The 17,821-nt window shown below is 62.5% G+C and carries 19 protein-coding genes; 10 read left to right on the forward strand and 9 right to left on the reverse strand.

All coding sequences use genetic code 11. The annotated features are described in order from the left end of the window. Positions 1 to 393: 393 nt before the first annotated feature. Positions 394 to 579: a hypothetical protein gene (locus tag ISP18_RS19115; protein WP_380011118.1), complete on the forward strand. Its 186-nt coding sequence runs from the start codon at positions 394 to 396 to the stop codon at positions 577 to 579. Positions 580 to 636: 57 nt separating this feature from the next. Here ISP18_RS19115 and pepN read toward each other — a convergent pair whose 3' ends face one another. Then, complete coding sequence (gene pepN / locus ISP18_RS19120) at positions 637 to 3,282, reverse strand: aminopeptidase N (RefSeq protein WP_380011121.1); 2,646 nt, start codon at positions 3,280 to 3,282, stop codon at positions 637 to 639. Between the two features lie 67 nt (positions 3,283 to 3,349). Here pepN and ISP18_RS19125 point away from each other — a divergent pair, with 67 nt between their 5' ends. The 6 genes from ISP18_RS19125 to ISP18_RS19150 all read left to right on the forward strand — a co-directional run bounded on the left by ISP18_RS19125 (position 3,350) and on the right by ISP18_RS19150 (position 8,694). Further along, positions 3,350 to 4,354, forward strand: coding sequence for an aldose 1-epimerase (locus ISP18_RS19125; protein ID WP_380011124.1), 1,005 nt, complete (start codon positions 3,350 to 3,352; stop codon positions 4,352 to 4,354). Beyond that, a complete protein-coding gene (locus tag ISP18_RS19130) occupies positions 4,351 to 5,301 on the forward strand; it encodes a pyridoxal-phosphate dependent enzyme (RefSeq protein ID WP_380011127.1) in 951 nt (316 codons plus the stop codon). Before ISP18_RS19125 ends, ISP18_RS19130 begins: the two co-directional genes overlap by 4 nt. 213 nt (positions 5,302 to 5,514) lie before the next feature. Further along, complete coding sequence (locus ISP18_RS19135) at positions 5,515 to 6,426, forward strand: hypothetical protein (protein WP_380011130.1); 912 nt, start codon at positions 5,515 to 5,517, stop codon at positions 6,424 to 6,426. Positions 6,427 to 6,639: 213 nt separating this feature from the next. Beyond that, on the forward strand, positions 6,640 to 7,401 hold the full coding sequence (locus ISP18_RS19140) for a hypothetical protein (RefSeq protein WP_380011133.1): 762 nt from the start codon (positions 6,640 to 6,642) through the stop codon (positions 7,399 to 7,401). 45 nt (positions 7,402 to 7,446) lie between these two features. Further along, positions 7,447 to 8,028 carry a DNA-3-methyladenine glycosylase I gene (locus ISP18_RS19145; RefSeq protein WP_380011136.1) on the forward strand — a complete coding sequence of 194 codons (582 nt, stop codon included), beginning with the start codon at positions 7,447 to 7,449 and terminating at the stop codon, positions 8,026 to 8,028. An 87-nt stretch (positions 8,029 to 8,115) separates the two neighbouring features. Next, positions 8,116 to 8,694, forward strand: a complete 579-nt coding sequence (locus ISP18_RS19150) for an LptA/OstA family protein (protein ID WP_380011139.1) — start codon at positions 8,116 to 8,118, stop codon at positions 8,692 to 8,694. A gap of 3 nt (positions 8,695 to 8,697) precedes the next feature. On the opposite strand, the gene bioC is transcribed toward ISP18_RS19150, so the two are convergent. From bioC to bioB, 5 genes are read right to left on the reverse strand one after another with little or no spacing between them, the layout of a single operon-like run. Beyond that, positions 8,698 to 9,579 carry a malonyl-ACP O-methyltransferase BioC gene (gene bioC / locus ISP18_RS19155; protein WP_380011142.1) on the reverse strand — a complete coding sequence of 294 codons (882 nt, stop codon included), beginning with the start codon at positions 9,577 to 9,579 and terminating at the stop codon, positions 8,698 to 8,700. Further along, positions 9,576 to 10,349, reverse strand: coding sequence for a pimeloyl-ACP methyl ester esterase BioH (bioH, locus tag ISP18_RS19160; RefSeq protein WP_380011145.1), 774 nt, complete (start codon positions 10,347 to 10,349; stop codon positions 9,576 to 9,578). Before bioH ends, bioC begins: the two co-directional genes overlap by 4 nt. After that, positions 10,346 to 11,113 carry a sulfurtransferase gene (locus ISP18_RS19165; protein WP_380011148.1) on the reverse strand — a complete coding sequence of 256 codons (768 nt, stop codon included), beginning with the start codon at positions 11,111 to 11,113 and terminating at the stop codon, positions 10,346 to 10,348. Before ISP18_RS19165 ends, bioH begins: the two co-directional genes overlap by 4 nt. A 27-nt stretch (positions 11,114 to 11,140) precedes the next feature. Next, on the reverse strand, positions 11,141 to 12,325 hold the full coding sequence (bioF, locus tag ISP18_RS19170) for an 8-amino-7-oxononanoate synthase (protein ID WP_380011151.1): 1,185 nt from the start codon (positions 12,323 to 12,325) through the stop codon (positions 11,141 to 11,143). Then, positions 12,312 to 13,355, reverse strand: a complete 1,044-nt coding sequence (gene bioB, locus ISP18_RS19175; RefSeq protein WP_380011154.1) for a biotin synthase BioB — start codon at positions 13,353 to 13,355, stop codon at positions 12,312 to 12,314. Before bioB ends, bioF begins: the two co-directional genes overlap by 14 nt. 138 nt (positions 13,356 to 13,493) lie before the next feature. On the opposite strand from bioB, the gene ISP18_RS19180 reads away from it, so the two are divergent. Next, entirely contained in the window at positions 13,494 to 13,700 is a 207-nt protein-coding gene (locus ISP18_RS19180; RefSeq protein WP_380011157.1) for a hypothetical protein, read from the forward strand. Between the two features lie 15 nt (positions 13,701 to 13,715). Beyond that, complete coding sequence (locus tag ISP18_RS19185; protein WP_380011160.1) at positions 13,716 to 14,429, forward strand: ComF family protein; 714 nt, start codon at positions 13,716 to 13,718, stop codon at positions 14,427 to 14,429. 35 nt (positions 14,430 to 14,464) lie between these two features. Here ISP18_RS19185 and ubiA read toward each other — a convergent pair whose 3' ends face one another. Further along, complete coding sequence (gene ubiA, locus ISP18_RS19190) at positions 14,465 to 15,358, reverse strand: 4-hydroxybenzoate octaprenyltransferase (protein WP_380011932.1); 894 nt, start codon at positions 15,356 to 15,358, stop codon at positions 14,465 to 14,467. Between the two features lie 256 nt (positions 15,359 to 15,614). On the opposite strand from ubiA, the gene ISP18_RS19195 reads away from it, so the two are divergent. Then, the gene (locus ISP18_RS19195; RefSeq protein WP_380011163.1) at positions 15,615 to 16,004 is read left to right on the forward strand and encodes a VOC family protein; all 390 of its coding nucleotides are present in this window, start codon (positions 15,615 to 15,617) and stop codon (positions 16,002 to 16,004) included. On the opposite strand, the gene ilvA is transcribed toward ISP18_RS19195, so the two are convergent. Continuing rightward, positions 15,993 to 17,552, reverse strand: coding sequence for a threonine ammonia-lyase, biosynthetic (gene ilvA, locus ISP18_RS19200; RefSeq protein WP_380011166.1), 1,560 nt, complete (start codon positions 17,550 to 17,552; stop codon positions 15,993 to 15,995). The two genes, ISP18_RS19195 and ilvA, sit on opposite strands and share 12 nt — an antisense overlap. Further along, complete coding sequence (gene ilvN, locus ISP18_RS19205) at positions 17,549 to 17,788, reverse strand: acetolactate synthase small subunit (RefSeq protein WP_192676522.1); 240 nt, start codon at positions 17,786 to 17,788, stop codon at positions 17,549 to 17,551. The genes ilvA and ilvN overlap by 4 nt, the downstream gene beginning before the upstream one ends. Positions 17,789 to 17,821: the final 33 nt, after the last annotated feature.

Here is a 17,821-nt window from a genome sequence, read left to right on the forward strand (position 1 = left end):
GATAGGACGGCAGGGGTCCTTTCGCGTACCGGGTTAGGAAGCAAGACGGCGCCCCTTGGGGCGCCGTCATTTTTTTGATCTCTTGATTAGAGAGATCTGGCGCCCGGCGGTCTCAGGAACAGGGGGAATCCAGGATGACCGTAGTGCCGGGCGCCAGAAACTGGTTGCCTAAACAGGCAGTACGACAAAGGCCGCACCCCCCGTTGCGTGGAATCGATCATCACTCCGCACGCGTGAACATGAAGTGACTGAAATGCAAATTTCTGCCTACTAGCGGCACCTGCTGACAGAAAAGGTCACAGCGTGATGTGGGGCAAAGCGTACATGTGATCTACATCACGTTGGCACAGCTGTTGCTGCGTATTTCTCGCAACTCAGAGAAAGGGGAACGTCATGGACAACAGCAACGAGTTCGCACCGGTGTATCTGCGGCATGACTTGATGGTGGAAATCGGTCGCCTTGAACTGGCGATGGACCACCTCGTCGAGCGCGACCCGGGCCAGCAGGAACAGCTTCGCCCACGCCTGGAATCGCGCATGACTCATCTGCTCAGCGAGCTGGATCATCTTCCCGTCTGACCGGGATTTTCAAATACCGCCCCGCGAACGGCGACCCACTGGTCGCCGTTCGCGTTTTCAGCGCTGCAGCACGTTGCCGACAATCTCGCTCAAATTGGGAGACAAGCCCTCGCGTTGCGCCAGGCTTTCCAGAGCGAGCCGCGCAGCGTGCCGACGTAACGGCTCCAGGCGCTGCCATCCGTTGAATGCAGTGGCCAGGCGCGCTGCGATCTGCGGATTGAGCGCATCCAATTGCGCCAGGCGCTCGGTGAGCAGTTGATAACCCTCGCCGTCCGCGCGATGGAAGCCGCTGGGATTGGTACTGGCAAAAGCGCCGAACAGGGAACGCGCGCGGTTGGGGTTCTTCAGCGTGAAGGCTGGATCGTTTTCCAGTTGCTTGATGATGGCGAGCGCCGCATCGCCCGGCACCTGCGCCTGCACGGTGAACCATTTGTCCAGCGCCAGCGGATTGTTCGCGTAGCGCTGGCGGAAATGCGCGAGCGCGTCACTCGCCTGCGGTGCGCGGTCGCGCACCAAAACGCCGAGCGCGGCGAGGCGATCGGTCATGCCCGGCGCGCTCTCGTATTGTTTGGCGGCCAGAGCGTGCGCTTGGCCGGCATCCACCAGTGCCAGCAGTTCAAGCACGCGGCGCTTGAGGCGACGCCTGGCCTGGCTCGCGTTATCCAGATGCTGATGAGCATTCGCCGACAGCGCGTGATAACGCGCCAACAAGGCATCAATGCCGATACGTTCGGCCAGGCGATGTTGCAGCGTCTGACGCTGCGCGTGAATCCTGCCCGGATCTACTTCGCTCTGGCGGTCGGCGAATTCGATTTCACCCGGCGGCGTCAGCAGATCCGCCAGCAAGGCCGGGTCGATCGCGTGCTGCTCGAACAACGCGGCCAGCGCGTCGCACCACGCCTTGCAGGCGTCGGAATGGTGGCCCTCATGCAAACTGTCGAACGCCAGCATGGCCAACTGCTGGCCCGCTTCCCAGCGGTTGAAACCGTCCGCGTCGTGTGTGAGCAGCAAGGCCAGTTCTTCCGGCGAGTAATCGCACTCCAGTACGACCGGCGCCGAAAAGCCGCGCAGCAGCGAAGCTACCGGCGGTGCTAGCACGTGCTTGAACACGAAGCGCTGCGACCCCTTGTCCAGCACGATCACTTTCTCAGTGCCGTCCGCTTGCTCATCGCCATCCAGATGCAAAGGCAGCATCGTGCCTTGGCGATCGAACAGCGAGAGTTTCACCGGAATCGGCAGTGATACCTTCTCCGGCTGGCCGGGTGTGGGGCGCGTCTGCTGCGACAAGGTAAGCGTGTATTCGCATCGGGCTGCATCGTATTCACCCTTGGCGTGCAGGCGCGGCGTGCCGGCCTGCGCATACCACGCCAGATACGGCGAAAGATCGATGCGATTGGCATCGCCCAGCGCGGAGAGGAAATCCTCGATGGTGGCTGCTTGCCCGTCGTGTCGTTCGAAATACAGATCCATGCCACGGCGGAAACCGTCCTGCCCCAGCCGGCCGGCAATCATGCGCACCAGCTCCGAGCCCTTTTCGTAGACGGTGGCAGTGTAGAAATTATTGATTTCCCGATACTCCGCCGGACGCACCGGATGCGCCAAGGGGCCGGCATCTTCTGGAAACTGCGTGCGACGCAGCAACGCTACGTCCTCGATGCGTTTCAGCGATGCCGAGTTACTGTCCGCGGAAAACTGCTGCTCCCGAAACACCGTGAGCCCTTCCTTCAGCGACAACTGGAACCAGTCGCGACAGGTGACGCGGTTGCCGGTCCAGTTGTGGAAATATTCGTGCGCCACCACTGCTTCGACGGCGCGGTATTCCTCGTCGGTGCTGCTGTCCGGATCGGCCAGCAGGTATTTCGCATTGAAAATGTTAAGGCCCTTGTTCTCCATCGCGCCCATGTTGAAGTCGTGCGTGGCGACGACATGGAACACATCCAGATCATAGTTGCGGCCATAGGCCTGTTCGTCCCAGCGCATCGAACGTTCCAACGCGTCGAGCGCGTAATGACAGCAATCGATCACGTTGGCCTCAGACCAGATCACCAGTTTTACCTTGCCCCCGTCGGCGGTGACGTAGTCGCGTTGGATGTTTTCCAGACGGCCGGCCACCAGCGCGAAGAGGTAGCCGGGCTTGGGATGCGGATCAATGAAACGCGCCCAGTGACGCCCGTCGGGTAGCTCGCCGTTGCCGGCGGGATTGCCACCTGCCAGCAGCACGGGAAAGCGCTCGCGATCGGCGCGCAAGGTCACCGTGTAGCGAGTCAGCACGTCCGGCCGATCGGGAAAGAACGTGATGTGCCGAAAACCTTCGGCTTCACACTGAGTCAACAGAAACCCGTGCTCGCGCGAACCGGACAGGTACAAACCCTCCAGCGTGGTGTTGGCCGCGGGCCGCACGCGTACACGTGTTTCCAGCACGCTGCCGTCGCGGGCGCCGTCCACTTCCAGCACGCCCTTGTCGTAGCGGTAGGCATGCACGTCGAGCGCGCTGCCGTCGAGAGAAATCGCGAGCAGTTCCAGCCCTTCGCCATCCAGCCGCAGTGGCGCCGATGACGACGGGTTGCTGCGCAGCGTGAGGCGCGACGAGACCTCGGTGGTGTCGATACCCAGGTCGATCTCCAGTTCGATGGTCTCCACCGACCAATCAGGGCGGCGGTAATCGCGCAGGTGGATCGGGGAGGTTTCGTTGACGAGCGTCATGGGCAGCCGATGAAGTGCAGGGGCGGGTCAGGCTAACATGAGGCCCTTTAGCCGACAGGACAAGCGGATGAGCGCATTCAGCCTCGAACAGGCCCAGTGGGGAACGCACGACATGATCGTTCTGCGCGACGCCAAGCATGGTCGTTGCGCCCGCGTGGCGCGCCGCGGTGCGAACCTGGTGTCCTTCGAGCAATTGATCGATGGCGTCATGCATGCCCTGATCGACGGCTATCGCGATGCCGAGGAACTGGTGCGCTGTCCCAGCTCGCGGTCCTCGATCATGGCGCCGTTCGCCAACCGTATCGCCGAGGGTCGCTACACGTTCGATGGTACGTCTTATGACATGCAGCCCGGTGTGGAGACGCAGCGCGGCATTCGGCACGGCTTTGTACGCACCGTGGATTTCGAGATCGCCGGCACTCATGCCGATGAACACAGCGCTCACGTAACGTTCGCCACGTCGTGCATCCGTCCAGGCGCGTTCGCGGGTTATCCGTTCGCGATCGATCTGGCCATTACCTATACGCTCGATGAGCAGGGATTATCGTTGGCGGTAAGCATGCGCAATGTCGGCGATGCCGCCGCGCCGTGCTTCTTCGGCTGGCATCCGTATTTCCGTTTCGACGGCAGCGAGCTGGACGCATGGGAGCTGCAGGTACCCGCCACTCAGTTGGTTCGCACGTCCGCTGAGTTGATTCCCCTGTCGGGCGCAGAAGCTTTCCAGTCGCTGGACCAGGCGGCACAGGCGCTGGACTTCCGCAAAGCCAAGCCGATCGGCTCCACCAAGATCGACCACGCCTACGCCGATCTCGTGCACGATGCCGATGGACGCGTGCGTACACGTCTGCGCGATCCGGCCAGCGGCCTGCGCATCAGCATGTGGCAGGAACACGGCGTGGTGTTGGTGTTCACTGCTGACACGGTGAGTCGCGACGTGCGCCGTTCGGTGGCACTGGAGCCGATGGAAAGCATGTCCAATGCGTTCAATCGCTCCGATTGCGCCGACGCCATTCGGCTTGAACCGGGCGCCGAACGCGTGTTTCGCTGCGGCGTGGAGATCGACTGGACATGAGCGTGCGGCTGCCATCCGTGGAAGAGATACGCGACGCGGCCGCACGCATCGCACCGTATGCGGTGTTGACGCCAGTGCTGCGCAATGCATCGCTGGATGCGCTAATCGGTGCGCAGATGTATTTCAAATGCGAAAACCTGCAGCGCGGCGGCGCGTTCAAGTTTCGCGGTGCCTGCAATGCGGTGTGGTCGCTAACGGACGAAGAAGCCCGGTGTGGCGTTGTTACCCACTCGTCCGGCAATCACGGTAACGCGCTTGCGATGGCGGCGGCTACGCGGGGCATCGCGGCGCACGTGGTGGTTCCCGAAGGCGCAGTGCGCGCCAAACTGGAAGCGATCGAACGCGCCGGTGCCGTACTGCATCGCTGCGCGCCGACCATCGCCGCGCGCGAAGCCAAGGCGGCTGAAGTGCAACAGGCGACCGGCGCGGTGATGGTGCATCCGTATGCCGATACGCGCGTGATGGCGGGGCAGGGCACGCTGGTGCTGGAGCTTCTGCGGCAAAGCGAGGGGCTGGATGCCATCGTCACGCCGATCGGTGGCGGCGGCTTGATGGCTGGATGTGCGATTGCCGCCCATGGCATCACGCCGGCCATCGCCATGTATGGCGCGGAGCCTTCCGGCGCCGCGGATGCGGCGCAATCCTTGGCACACGGTGCGCGCATCGAACACTTCACGCCGGACACCATCTGTGATGGCTTGCGCGCGCTGATTGGCGCATCGAACCTGGATGCCTTGCGTGAACATCGCGTGGAAGTCATCACCGTCAGCGACGAGGAAACCATCGCCGCCATGAAGCTGCTGTGGCAGACGCTGAAGCTAGTGGTGGAAGTATCGAGTGCCACCGTGTTCGCCGCGGTGCTCAAGCAACGCGAGCGTTTCGCCGGCCGCCGGGTGGGCTTGGTGCTGACGGGCGGCAACGTAGATGTGGATGCCTTGCCCTGGTGAGCTAAGGGGGACATGTGCGTGAAGTTTGCGAGTACTTCACCCTCGCAGTTCACACTTTGCGCATGAGCACGACGGTTTAACCAAAACTTCCAGAAAAACCGACGCACGATTCAACTACACACTGGAACAGTCCAACACGTTTTCGCAATCGAACGTTGAGTGCCGGCCATTGCCGGCGCCTGATCGATGTGTCTAACGTTGGAGGGAACCTGTATGCAGTCTTCGATGCTTGATCTGGATCACCCGCGCAAGAAAGCCATTGCTGCCATGCAGGCCAGCGTGCCGGCCGATCTCTGGCAGCAGAACGCCGCATTTATCCAGGGCTTGCGGCAAACCATTGCTGCTCATCCGGTGGCGCGGCACATCGCCATCGATATCCTCAATCGCGGTGAACTGGATGCTGCGTCCATGCGCCGAATCCATCTGGAATATCGTCATGCAATCGTGCAGATATTCACGGACGCCTTGCTGGCCGCGCAGATGCAGACCCGCCAGCTCGAACCGCGCCTGCAGCCGGGCGCCAAGCTCGCTCCGCGTTTCCTCATCACCTTGAACGATCTGGACGAGTTCGGCTTTCGTCCCGGTTCCGATGCCGATGGCTATTACCGTGGCAATCCGACGTATGCCCACTATCCGCTGTTCGAGCGCGTGCTCGACGACTACGGTATTAGCCTGGAAGAGCGGCAAACCTATGTGCCCAGCCGCAGTGCTCGCGGCGTGCGTACGTTTCTGGAGCGGAGCTATCGCTACTACGTGGGCGTAACGGCCTTGCTGGCGGTGGCCGAAGAAGAAGTGGTGCTGTTCAGTCCGCCGCTGCGCGCAGCAACTTGCATGCAGGGCATTGACGTCAGCGACGGTTATTACTTCGTGCATGGTGTGAGTGCCGATGAAACCGCTGAGGCCGCCGATGACGATCACGAAAACGATCTCTGGCTGATCCTCACCCAGGCGCTGATGCCGGAGCAGTACACGCATGTCGAAGCGTTGTGTCTGCAGTATTGCGGTCTTTGGGATCGCTTCTGGAGTTTCCAGATGAGCCATGCGCGGTCGCGGCGGCGCGCACGTGCGAGCCGCCATTCGATCAAGGCCCAGCCGGGCGGCTACGAAAACTGGGCAACGTTCTGAGCAAGTCGGCGCGGTCGCGCCTTTTCCATACGCGGAAAGGCGCGGCTGTCATGAGCGTCTCCATGGCAGGCGTTTGCAGCAGTAAAGACGCCTTGTGAGACGTGCGTCCGCTCATGCACAGGGATTTTTGAAACCAATCACGTCTTGCGCTCCGGAAATCGCTCATCCTGGCGGCCGAATCTGCGTCACCAGCATCGAGCAACAGGGGGGCCTATGATCGAGCTGGAAATACAGGTTCTCTCCGATCGGAGAGAGGGCCTGGTCATGGAGCTTGGGCAAGTCATCACCGCCAATCACTATGCACTTCTGCGTCAGAGTCTTACGCACGACGGGCGTGGCGCGTGGTTGTCGATGGTTGTGCGCGGCCCTTCCGAGCAACGTTTTGCGTTGGAGGAAATGCTGGGTACGCACAGTCGCGTGCTGAGCTTCGAGGCGGCGCTTTGCGAAGAGGCGACGGCGATTGCGGTGGCTCCGCCGAAATCAGCGTTACGCATCGCTGCACCATCCGTTGCCGAAGTGGAGCCGCCTGTCGCGCCCGACATCGCGCAGATAGAACAACTTCTTCCCCAGCTGGTGCGGGATTTTCCGAGCATCTATCCCGGGTTGGCTGCGCTGGAAAACGGCGTGGCGGAATCTGCACGTGAGCCTTCGCTGTTCCTGGCCGGGCGGCGCATGGGTGTGTGGGTACACAAGCGGGATTACGCCGAGAGCATCGGGCTGAACCTGGGCGATGCGATCCGACGCGTTGCCGTGCCCGCCTTGCGTCAACTTGCAGAGATCGAGCAGCGTGGCGTGCACGTGCACGTTCTCAACTGCCCTATGTGCATGAGGGGCGGCCGTTCCGGATGCAAGTTCTATGGCGGCTATCTGGAAGGCTTGCTAGGTGCGGCAGTGGCAGGCAAGAAAGTGCGCGTAAGGCACCTCAGTTGCAGGGCCGACGGCGCCGCGCATTGCAGCCTGGAGATCGCGCACTGAGTTGGCGGTATCCTGCGCCCCTTGAGAACGAAAAAGGGGAAAGCCGTGGCGACCACCCGCATACGCTGCCATTGGGCAGGCGATGGCGAACTGATGCAGGCTTATCACGACACCGAGTGGGGTGTGCCGCTGCACGACGATCGCGCCTTGTTCGAATTCCTGTGCCTGGAAGGGGCGCAAGCCGGCTTGTCTTGGCGCACGGTGTTGCACAAACGCGATCACTACCGCCGCGCGTTTCATGATTTCGACATCGCCCGCGTCGCCGCGATGAAGGATCGCGAACTGGAAAAGCTGCTGCTCGATCCGGGCCTGATCCGCAATCGCCTCAAGATATTCTCCGCGCGTGACAACGCCAAGGCGGCGCTGGATGCGATCGGCGAGCACGGAAGCCTGGATGCCTATCTGTGGTCGTTCGTCGACGGCAAGCCGATTCGCAACGCATGGCGCACCCAAGGTGAGGTGCCGGCCAGCACGCCGGTGTCGGATCGCATGAGCAAGGCGCTGAAAAAGCATGGCTTTCGCTTCGTCGGCACCACCATCTGCTATGCCTTCATGCAGGCGACGGGGATGGTCAACGATCACCTGGTGGAGTGTTTCCGGCACAAGACATGCGCCGCCAAGCGTTGACGAGCAGGAAAGTCGCTGCTTACGTGCGACGACTCACAAAAACACCCTAGAATGACGGTCAACCGCTGGCCTATGGAGATGCCGTACATGAAGCCGTACCAAGATTCCCACACGCGCTACGGCGGCTCCATGTTCCGGCTGTGTGCCGCACTCGCGCTGCTGCTACCGCTGGCGGCGCACGCCAAGACCGGCGATCGCAACCAGCCGATGACCACCTCGCAGACCTCCGTCAACGGCTTCAACGCACCCAATACGATCACCACGCTCACCGGTAACGTGGTGGTTACGCAGGGCAGCATGAAGGCCAAGGGTGACGTCGCCCAGCTTTATCTGGATGCCGACAGCCAGGTCAGCCGTATCGTCTTGAAGGGTCGCCCGGCGCACATCCAGCAGTTGGACGACAATGACCATCTGATGACCGGCGAGGCCCCTACGCTCGATTACGACAACATACATGGCATTGCCGTGCTGCAACCGAATGCCGTGGTCACCGAGCAAGGCATGGGCGATGCGCATGCCGACACGCTTACCTACAACACGCAGACTGCCTATTTCACCGGCACCGGCAACGTGAGCATGACTTACCTGCCCAAGCAGCGACAGAACGCGCCGCAGACGCAGCCGGTGCCCGCACCGACGACCAGCGCGCCGGCACCGCAGCAGTAGTAATCAGCGTCGCCGCGAGCCACGCAGGGCGTCGATCGAAAAGCTGGCAATCTCGCCGCCGCCTTTTGCACGACGCGACTGGCCCGGTGCCGGACCCCAGGCATGCGCCGTCACCACTTCCCAGGTGGCGGGAATGCGGTCGTTCACGCGCATGGATTCGTACGCCGCCAGCATGCTCTGGAAATGACGCTTGCCGGTGAGACCACGCTCGCGGCCGCGGTCGGCGTGGGTGGCACCCAGGCCTTTCAGTTCGCGCAGCAGTGCCTTCGGCTCGCTGTAGGTGAGCGTGTAGCGGTCCACGTCCAGCACTGGATCGCGCAGGCCGGCGGCGATCATCGCATCGCCCAGATCGTGCATGTCCAGAAAACGGCTGACGTGCGAATGCTGGTCCACTGCAGCCCAGGCCGCGCGTAATTCGCGCAGGGTATCGGGACCGAAGGTGGAATACAGCAGCATGCCGCCGGGTTTGAGCACGCGCACGCACTCGCCGAACAGCGCGGGAAGATCGTCGATCCACTGGAAACAGAGGTTGGAATGCAGCACGTCGACGCTGTGATCGGGTAGTGGCAAGGCGGTCGCCTCACCGCACACGCGCACGAACGGCTTCAGCCAACTGGCGTGCGACTTGGCGGTGCGCAGCATCGGCAGCGCCGCATCCACGGCAATCACCTGCGCCTTACCGTAGCGTTTTTTCAGCAACGCGCTGCCGCGACCAGTACCGGCGCCCACGTCGACGACGCGTTCGGGTTCCTGCAAATAGAAGTCCAAACGTTCCAGCAGCAGCTGCTGCACTTCGCGCTGCAAGGCATCATGCTGTTCGTAGCTGGTGGCGGCGTGGCTGAAATTGGCGCGTATGCGGCGCGGGTCGAGCTGGAAATCGCTCATGCGGTTGCCTCCAGCCACGGCAGCAGCGTTTGCGCGACGGTATCGGGGTGACTGAGAAAAGGCGCATGGCCCGCGTGCGGGATCACGTGGAATTCCCCTTCACTTGCCTGGGCGGACCATTGCATGGCATCAGGATGCACCAGCCGGTCAAGGCGGCCGGCGCTCCACCAACTCTTGCCTGCTTGCAATTGCGGCAGGCCGTCGCGCAAGTCGGTCTGATCGAGCACGCGAATGCCTTCCTGCAGCACGCGCATGTTCGGCTCACCGCGCGCAAATACCTCGGCGCGCAGCTTGCGCAACTCCGCGCGCGGATCGGGGCTGCCCATCACCTCCAGCGCCAGAAAGCGCTCGATGGTGGCGTGATAGTCGGTTTCCAGGTCGGTGGCGAGCTGGCGCACCAGCGAAGGATCGCGTCCGTGCGGCCAGTCGCTGCTGCTGACGAAGCGCGGCGTGGCGCACAGCATGGCAAGACTGCGCACGTGCTGCGGGAAATCCAGTGCCCCACTGAGGGCGATCAACCCACCGAGCGACCAGCCCAGCCAAACGGCGGGCGGCGTAGCCTCGACGATGGCACGTGCGCAGGCGTGCGGTTCCAGCGGCAAACCGCAATCGCGCGAAAAACCATGTCCGGGCAGATCGACCAGATACATCGTGCAACGTTCGCGCAGTACATCGACGAGCGGACCGAAGATGCCGCCGTGCATGGCCCAGCCGTGCAGCATCACCAGCGGAATCGGGCCGCTGCCTTGGGTGTCGATATGCAGGGTCATGCGGTGGTGTCTCTGGGTGCCTCTGGCGGCGCTACGAGCGCCGGACTAAGCGTCTTGTCCACCGCGCCACGCTCATCGAACACGAAGCAGTCACCCTGCCAGTGCGCGCCGCCCACTTCTTCAAAGTATTTCAGAATGCCGCCTTCAAGCTGAAAAACGTGATCCATGCCGATGTCCTGCATATGCAGCACGGCCTTCTCGCAACGAATGCCACCGGTGCAGTACGACACCACTGTCTTGTCGGTATAACGCTCCCTATCGGCTGCCAACACCGCGGGTAATTCGGTAAAGCTCGCAATGCGGTAATCGATGGCTTGCGGAAACATGCCCACGTCCGTTTCGTAGGTATTGCGCGTGTCCAACAGCACTACAGCGCGGCCATCGTCGTCGTGGCCTTGGTCCAGCCAGCGCTTGAGCGTCGCCGCGTCTACGGCAGGCGCACGTCCGCCTTCAGGGCGAATCGTCGGGTGGCGCAAGGTGATGATCTCTTTCTTCAGACGCACGCGCATGCGCTTGAAAGGTGCGTCGTCGGAAAAAGATTCCTTCGCCTGCATATCGGCAAAGCGCGAATCGCTGCGCAGCCAGTCCATGAAACCGTCGATGGCTTCGCGCGGGCCGGCGAGAAACAGATTGATGCCTTCCGGTGCCAGCAGGATCGTACCTTTCAGCGTCAGCGCATCGCATTGCGCCAGCATGCGTTCGCGCAGCGCCGGGAGATCGTCCAGGCTGACGAAGCGGTAGGCGGAGATATTCAGGATCGACATAGAGAGGGATGGATGTGCGAGGCGCAATTATACCGGGGCATCCGCCAGCCGCAGGGACGCCAGCGCTTCCAGCAGCCGGTCCACGTGTATTTCCTCATGAGCGGCCGACAACGTGATGCGCAGGCGCGATTGCCCCTGTGGCACGGTGGGCGGGCGGATTGCCACTGCCAGCAGACCTTGTGCTTCCAGTGTGCGGGATGCTTCCAAGGCATGCTGCGCGTCGCCAAGCAGCAGCGGTTGAATGGGCGTGCGCGACGGCATCAGCGGCAGGCCAAGCTGCTCCGCGCCGTGACGGAAACGCTGAATCAACGCGTTGAGTTTCTCGCGGCGCCAGCTTTCGTTGCGTGCAATGGTCACGGCGCAATGCGTGGCGGCGGCCAAGGCGGGGGGCATGGCCGTGGTGTAGATATAGGTGCGCGCGAACTGGATCAGTCCATCGATCAGCGTGGCGGAGCCGGCGACGAACGCGCCATTGCAGCCAAGCGCCTTGCCCAGCGTCGCCATCAGCACCGGTACGTCCCGTTCGCTCAGGCTCGCTTCGGCTACGCTGCCGGCGCCATCTGTGCCCAGCACGCCGACGCCGTGCGCATCGTCGACCATCAACGTGGCGCCTTCCTGCGCGCAAAGCGTGGCGAGCTCGCGCAGTGGCGCGATATCGCCATCCATGCTGAACACGCCATCGGTGGCAAGCAACGCGCATCCTTCGACGTCGCTGCGCAATTGGCGCGCGGCGGCATCCAAATCGGTATGCGGATAACGTTTCAGCGCCGCACCGGCCAGTTGCGCGCCATCGAGCAGGCAGGCGTGATTGAGCTTGTCCTGCACGCACAGTTCGCCACGCTGCAGCAGTGCCTGCATTACGCCGAGATTGGCCATGTAGCCGGTGGAGAAAAGTAGCGCGCGTTCACGGCCGGTCCATTCGGCCAATGCTTCTTCTAGTTCGGCGTGTTCGCGTCGATGACCGCAGATGAGATGAGCCGAGCCGCTGCCGACACCGCTTGCATCAGCGGCGTGCTTTAGTGCGCTGATCAGTCTTGGATCTTGCGCCAGGCCTAGGTAATCGTTGGTGCAGAAAACCAGCAGGCGGCGCCCGTTGCTTTCGATGAAGGGACCTTCAGCGCGTTCGATAACGCGCAGGCGGCGTTGCAATTGAGCCTGCGCGCGCTCGGCCGTCTGGACGGCCAAACGTTCGATCAGGTCAGGCCGCGACACTGCACCCACAGCCTTGTCCGCAGCTGGCTGCTTCTGTTTCGAGAATATCCGCGTGCACCGTATCCGCGTCTTCCGTCACTTCCAGCGCATGCAAGTCGAGACGACGGAACAGCGCGCGATCGTGCTCCACGTCGGGGTTGCCGGTGGTCAGCAGTTTTTCGCCATAGAAGATCGAGTTGGCGCCAGCGAAGAAGCACAGCGCCTGCACCGCGTCATCCATCTGCTGACGACCGGCGGACAGACGCACCATCGACGCCGGCATCAGGATGCGCGCTACCGCGATGGTACGCACGAACTCAAACGGATCCAGCACTTCCGTGCCGTGCAGCGGCGTGCCCGGCACCTGCACCAGCTGGTTGATCGGCACTGATTGCGGGTGCTCCGGCAGATTGACCAGCGTCTGCAGCAGACCGGCGCGCTGCGCGCGCGTTTCGCCCATGCCCACGATGCCGCCGCAGCAGGTCTTGAGTCCCACCTCACGCACGTGTTCCAGCGTATCCAGGCGATCCTGGTATTGGCGCGTGTGGATGATCTCGCCGTAGAACTCCGGCGCGGTATCCAGGTTGTGGTTGTAGTAATCCAGGCCGGCCTGTTTCAGCGTTTGCGCCTGTTCGCCGGTGAGCATGCCCAGCGTTGCGCAGGTTTCCAGGCCCAGTGCTTTCACCGCCGAAACGATTTCCGCCACTTGCGCCACGTCGCGGTCCTTGGGGCTGCGCCAAGCGGCGCCCATGCAGAAGCGGCTGGCGCCAGCGTTCTTGGCGGCCTGCGCGCGCGCGACCACGTTTTCCACCGACATCAGTTTTTCCGCCTGCACGCCGGTGTGGTAGCGCGCGGCCTGCGGGCAATAGCCGCAATCTTCCGGGCAACCGCCGGTCTTGATCGACAGCAACGTGGATACCTGCACCGCATTCGGGTCGTGATGCTCGCGGTGCACGCTATGCGCGCGATGCAGCAGCTCGTTGAACGGAAGGGCGAACAGGGCGACGACTTCGTCGCGGGTCCAGTCATGGCGAAGGGCGGCTGCAGTCATGGGAAGGCTCCGGGAAACCGGCACAGTGTGAGATTCGCCTAACAGGCTGTCAACTCAATCCTCCGGCGAATGGTTGACGAGATGGAATGGGGGTGAAGACGCTACCATCGGCAGACCATCCATCGAAGGAGTCGATCCATGAGTGCAGGTCAGGGCAGCGCCGGAAATGTCATCGCCGCCGTATGCAGCTTGTTCATTCCGGGGCTGGGTCAATTGGTGCAGGGGCGCTTTCTGAAAGCGGTGCTGATGTTCGTGCTGGCGGGCATCCTCTGGGTCTTTTGGATGGGCTGGATCATCCATCTCTGGTCGATCCTCGACGCGGCGATGTTCAAGCCGAACACCTGACCGACATACCCGCGCATGGATGCGCCGACTCGCTGGCTTTCCTCACTGCATCGGTGGCTACTGCCGTGGCGTTGCCTGCTGTGTGGCGACACCGGCACGAATGGTGTGGACCTATGCGCCGACTGCGCGGCAGAACTGCCACGCAATGCGCACTGCTGCCAACGCTGCGCGCTGCCATTGCCGATCTCGGCACCCTTATGCGGTCGCTGTCAGCGCAAGGCGCCACCCTGGGATGCTGCCTGGGCGCCTTTTCGCTACACGTGGCCGCTGGATCGCCTGGAAACGCGCTTCAAGTTCAGCCGCGATCTTGCCGCCGGACGCGTACTGACCACTATGTGGCAGCGCGAACCACGGTCGTCTGATCTGCCGCAGCTTATTCTTCCCGTGCCTCTACATCGAAGCCGCTTGCGCGAGCGTGGCTACAACCAGGCCGTGGAGCTGGCAAGACCGCTAGCACGTGCGCTGGACATTCCATGTCGACACGATCTGCTGCAGCGTGTTCGGCATACCGATGCGCAGACAGGTCTGGATGCCGTCGAACGTCGGCGGAATCTGCGCCATGCGTTCGCTTTGCGTGCGAGTGCCGTGCTACCTGATCACGTCGCCGTGCTCGATGATGTCTTCACCACAGGGGCGACCTTGGCCGAATGTGCGCGTACCTTGAAGCGCGCTGGAGTTCTGCGTGTCGATGTATGGGCGCTTGCGCGCGCTCCGGCTTCAAAAACGTAAGGTCAAGCGGGTGTTGAAAGTGCAGGTAGTGCGCTTCAGCGAATCGCCAACGCCAATGCGATGCCGATCCACAGTGCAAGCCCTACCCAATTGTTGTGCCGGAATGCGGTGAGGCAGGCATCGCGTTCACGGTTCCGAATTAGCCACTGTTGCCAGCCGAACAGGCTCGCCGCGACCGCAACCGCCAACCAATAAGGCCAGCCCAGGTGCGCGCGCGTGCCGATCATCACCAGCGCGATCACCATCGTAGCCATCAGCACGCCGATGATCGGAAGATCCGCGTCGCCGAACAGAATGGCGGTAGAGCGTGCGCCGGCCTTGAGGTCGTCGTCGCGATCGACCATCGCGTATTCGGTGTCGTAGATCACCGACCACAGGATATTGGTGATGAACAGCAGCCAGCCCAGTGGCGGCACGGTGTTTTGCACGGCCGCGAAAGCCATCGGTATCGACCAGCCGAACGCCGCGCCCAGCACCACTTGCGGCAGGTCGGTATGGCGCTTGGTGAAAGGGTAGAGCGCAGCCAGTGCGGCGCCGATGAAGGACAGTTTGATGGTCAGCGTATTGGTCATCAGCACCAGCAGAAACGCGAACACCAGCAGTGCGACGAACACGACCAGGGCTTCGCGGGGCGTCACGCGACCGGAGGCGATGGGACGTCCAGCCGTCCGCGCCACCTGCGGATCGAGCTTGCGGTCGGCGTAATCGTTGATGGCGCAGCCGGCCGCGCGCATCGCGAACACGCCCAGTGTAAAGATGATCAGCGGCTTCCACGGGGGAAAGTCGCCGGCCGCCAACCACAGCGCCCACCAGGTCGGCCACAGCAGCAGCAGCGCACCGATCGGGCGATCCATGCGGGTGAGGACGAGGATGTCGTGCGCTTTCTGGCGGTGCTGCTCGGGCAGCTTCTGCAGCAGCCAATCCAGCACGCGCGAAGCACGGGAAGAACTATCGGCTGGGCGCGGGGGCTGCGCTCGTGCGGGTGCGGCGGCGCGAGCGCGATGCGGCGCAGGTGCGGGAGACGTGCGCCGTGGGCGCTTGCGAGAGGTCGGTGCCATGCCCCAAGTGTAGCGTGCTCCCTTTACCCCGAAACCGTGCTGTATGCCGCTTCGCCCGGACCAGTAGTACATTGGCGGGCAAAGATGCGTCGGTTCACAGGTTGCGCGCCGTCGGGGGTGGGTCGTTATGAGCACTACATCTATCGGTCATATTGCGTTGATCGTGCGCGACCCCGCCCGTACCGCGGAGCTATTCGCGGGTGTGCTTGGCGCGCGTGTGGTGGCCGAGCAGCCGGACGATGAAGGTCACCCGCAAACCTTTGCGAAGTTCGGCGGGGTGTGGTTCGTATTGCGGCAAGGTGAAGGGCCTCCCGCGCGCAACGGCGATCACATCGGTTTCGAAGTAAGCCGTGACGAACTGAAGGGCTATGCTGACAAGCTAGCCAACTTCGACGTCGAACACTTCATGGCGCGTGAAAACACCGCGCTTTATTTCATGGATTACGACAACCACGTGTTCGAGTTGGATGCGGGTGGTTCGATGGACGACGCTCTCTCGGATTTTCTACGCGCGTAGCAACAAACGATAAGCAGGGTTGTCGCTTTCATCCACATGCGGATAGCCGAGCGTGGCGAGAAAATCCTGCAACAAGCCAAGTTCGTTCGGCGGCACCTGAAGGCCGACCAGGATGCGGCCGTAATCAGCCCCGTGATTGCGATAGTGGAACAGGCTGATGTTCCAGTCCGGATGCATGCGGTCCAGAAAACGCGCCAATGCGCCGGGACGTTCGGGGAAGTCGAAACGGTAAAGCCGTTCGTCGCGCGCCAGTGGCGATCGACCCCCGATCATGTGGCGCAGATGCAGCTTTGCTAGTTCGTCGTCGGTAAGGTCGAGCACGCCGAAATCGTTGGCGCGGAATGCTTCGGTCAGTGCTTCGCGCTCACCGCGTTTGGTGGTCTGCACGCCGACGAAGATGTGCGCGGCCTGCAGATCGCCGATGCGGTAGTTGAACTCGGTGATCGAATGTTGGCCGAGTGCGCTGCAAAAACGCTTAAAGCTGCCGCGTTGCTCGGGAATGGTTACTGCGAATACGGCTTCGCGCTGTTCGCCGACTTCGGCACGTTCGGCCACGAAACGCAGGCGATCGAAATTCATGTTGGCGCCGGAAACCACGGCGACGAGTGCGCCATCCGGCGAGCCGTATGCCGCGGCATACTGCTTGAGGCCGGCCAGCGCGAGGGCGCCGGAAGGTTCGGGAATGCTCCGAGTATCCTGGTAGATATCGCGGATCGCCGCGCAAATGGCATCCGTATCCACGCGCAGCACATCATCGAGATACCGCTGGCAGAGTAAAAACGTCTGCGTGCCGACCTGCTTGACCGCGGTACCATCGGCGAACAACCCGACTTCGTCCAGCACGACACGTTCGCCGGCTTCCAGTGCACACGCCATCGCGTCGGCATCACTGGCCTGCACGCCAATCACGCGTACGTCGGGGCGCCGTGCTTTGATGACGGAGGCTACACCCGCAGCCAAGCCGCCGCCGCCGATCGGCACAAAGACCGCGTGCAGAGGACCTTGATGTTGCGTCAGCAGTTCCAGCCCGATGGTGGCCTGGCCGGCGATCACGTCCAGATCGTCGAAAGGATGCACGAAGGTAGCGCCGCGCTGCTCGCGCAAACGTTGCGCTTCGGCTTGCGCATCACTGTAGGAATCGCCGTGTAGCACGACCTCGGTATAGGTACCGCCGAAACGCCGTACGGCATCGACTTTCACCTGCGGCGCGGTCACCGGCATCACGATGGTGGCATGAATCTTCAGGCGCGATGCGGCCAGCGCGACGCCCTGCGCATGATTGCCCGCTGAGGCGGCGATCACTCCGTGCGCGCGTTCCACCGCATCGAGCTGAGCCATGCGGTTGTATGCGCCGCGCAGCTTGAACGAAAACACCGGCTGCTGGTCTTCGCGTTTAAGCAGCACGCTGACGCCAAGCCGCGCTGAAAGCAGTGAAGCAGGTTCCAGCGCGGTTCGCTGCGCCACATCGTAGACGCACGCCGCTTCGGCGCGCCGCAATACGGTGGCAGCGTCTGGCGTTGCTTCCTCCTCGGCAAGGCGTGCATTCATGCCTGGGCCGGATGCTCGACCTGCAATACATCGACCAATTTGCGTGTCTGCTGCAGGATCTGCGAGAGCGTCGCGTCATCGCCGCGTACCGTCAGCGTAAGACGCGATACTGCCGGGTCAGCCGTGGCGGCCACGGTCAACGTGTCGATGTTGTGTCCGCGTGCGGCAAACAGGCCTGCGACGCGCACAAGCGCGCCGGCTTCGTTCTGCAGAAGAATGGAAAGCGTGTGTTGCATGGCCTGTTCCTGTGTAGCGGTCATGAGCGTGCG

It is taken from the genome of Dyella humi (genome assembly GCF_044904605.1).
GTDB classification, from domain to species: domain Bacteria; phylum Pseudomonadota; class Gammaproteobacteria; order Xanthomonadales; family Rhodanobacteraceae; genus Dyella_B; species Dyella_B humi.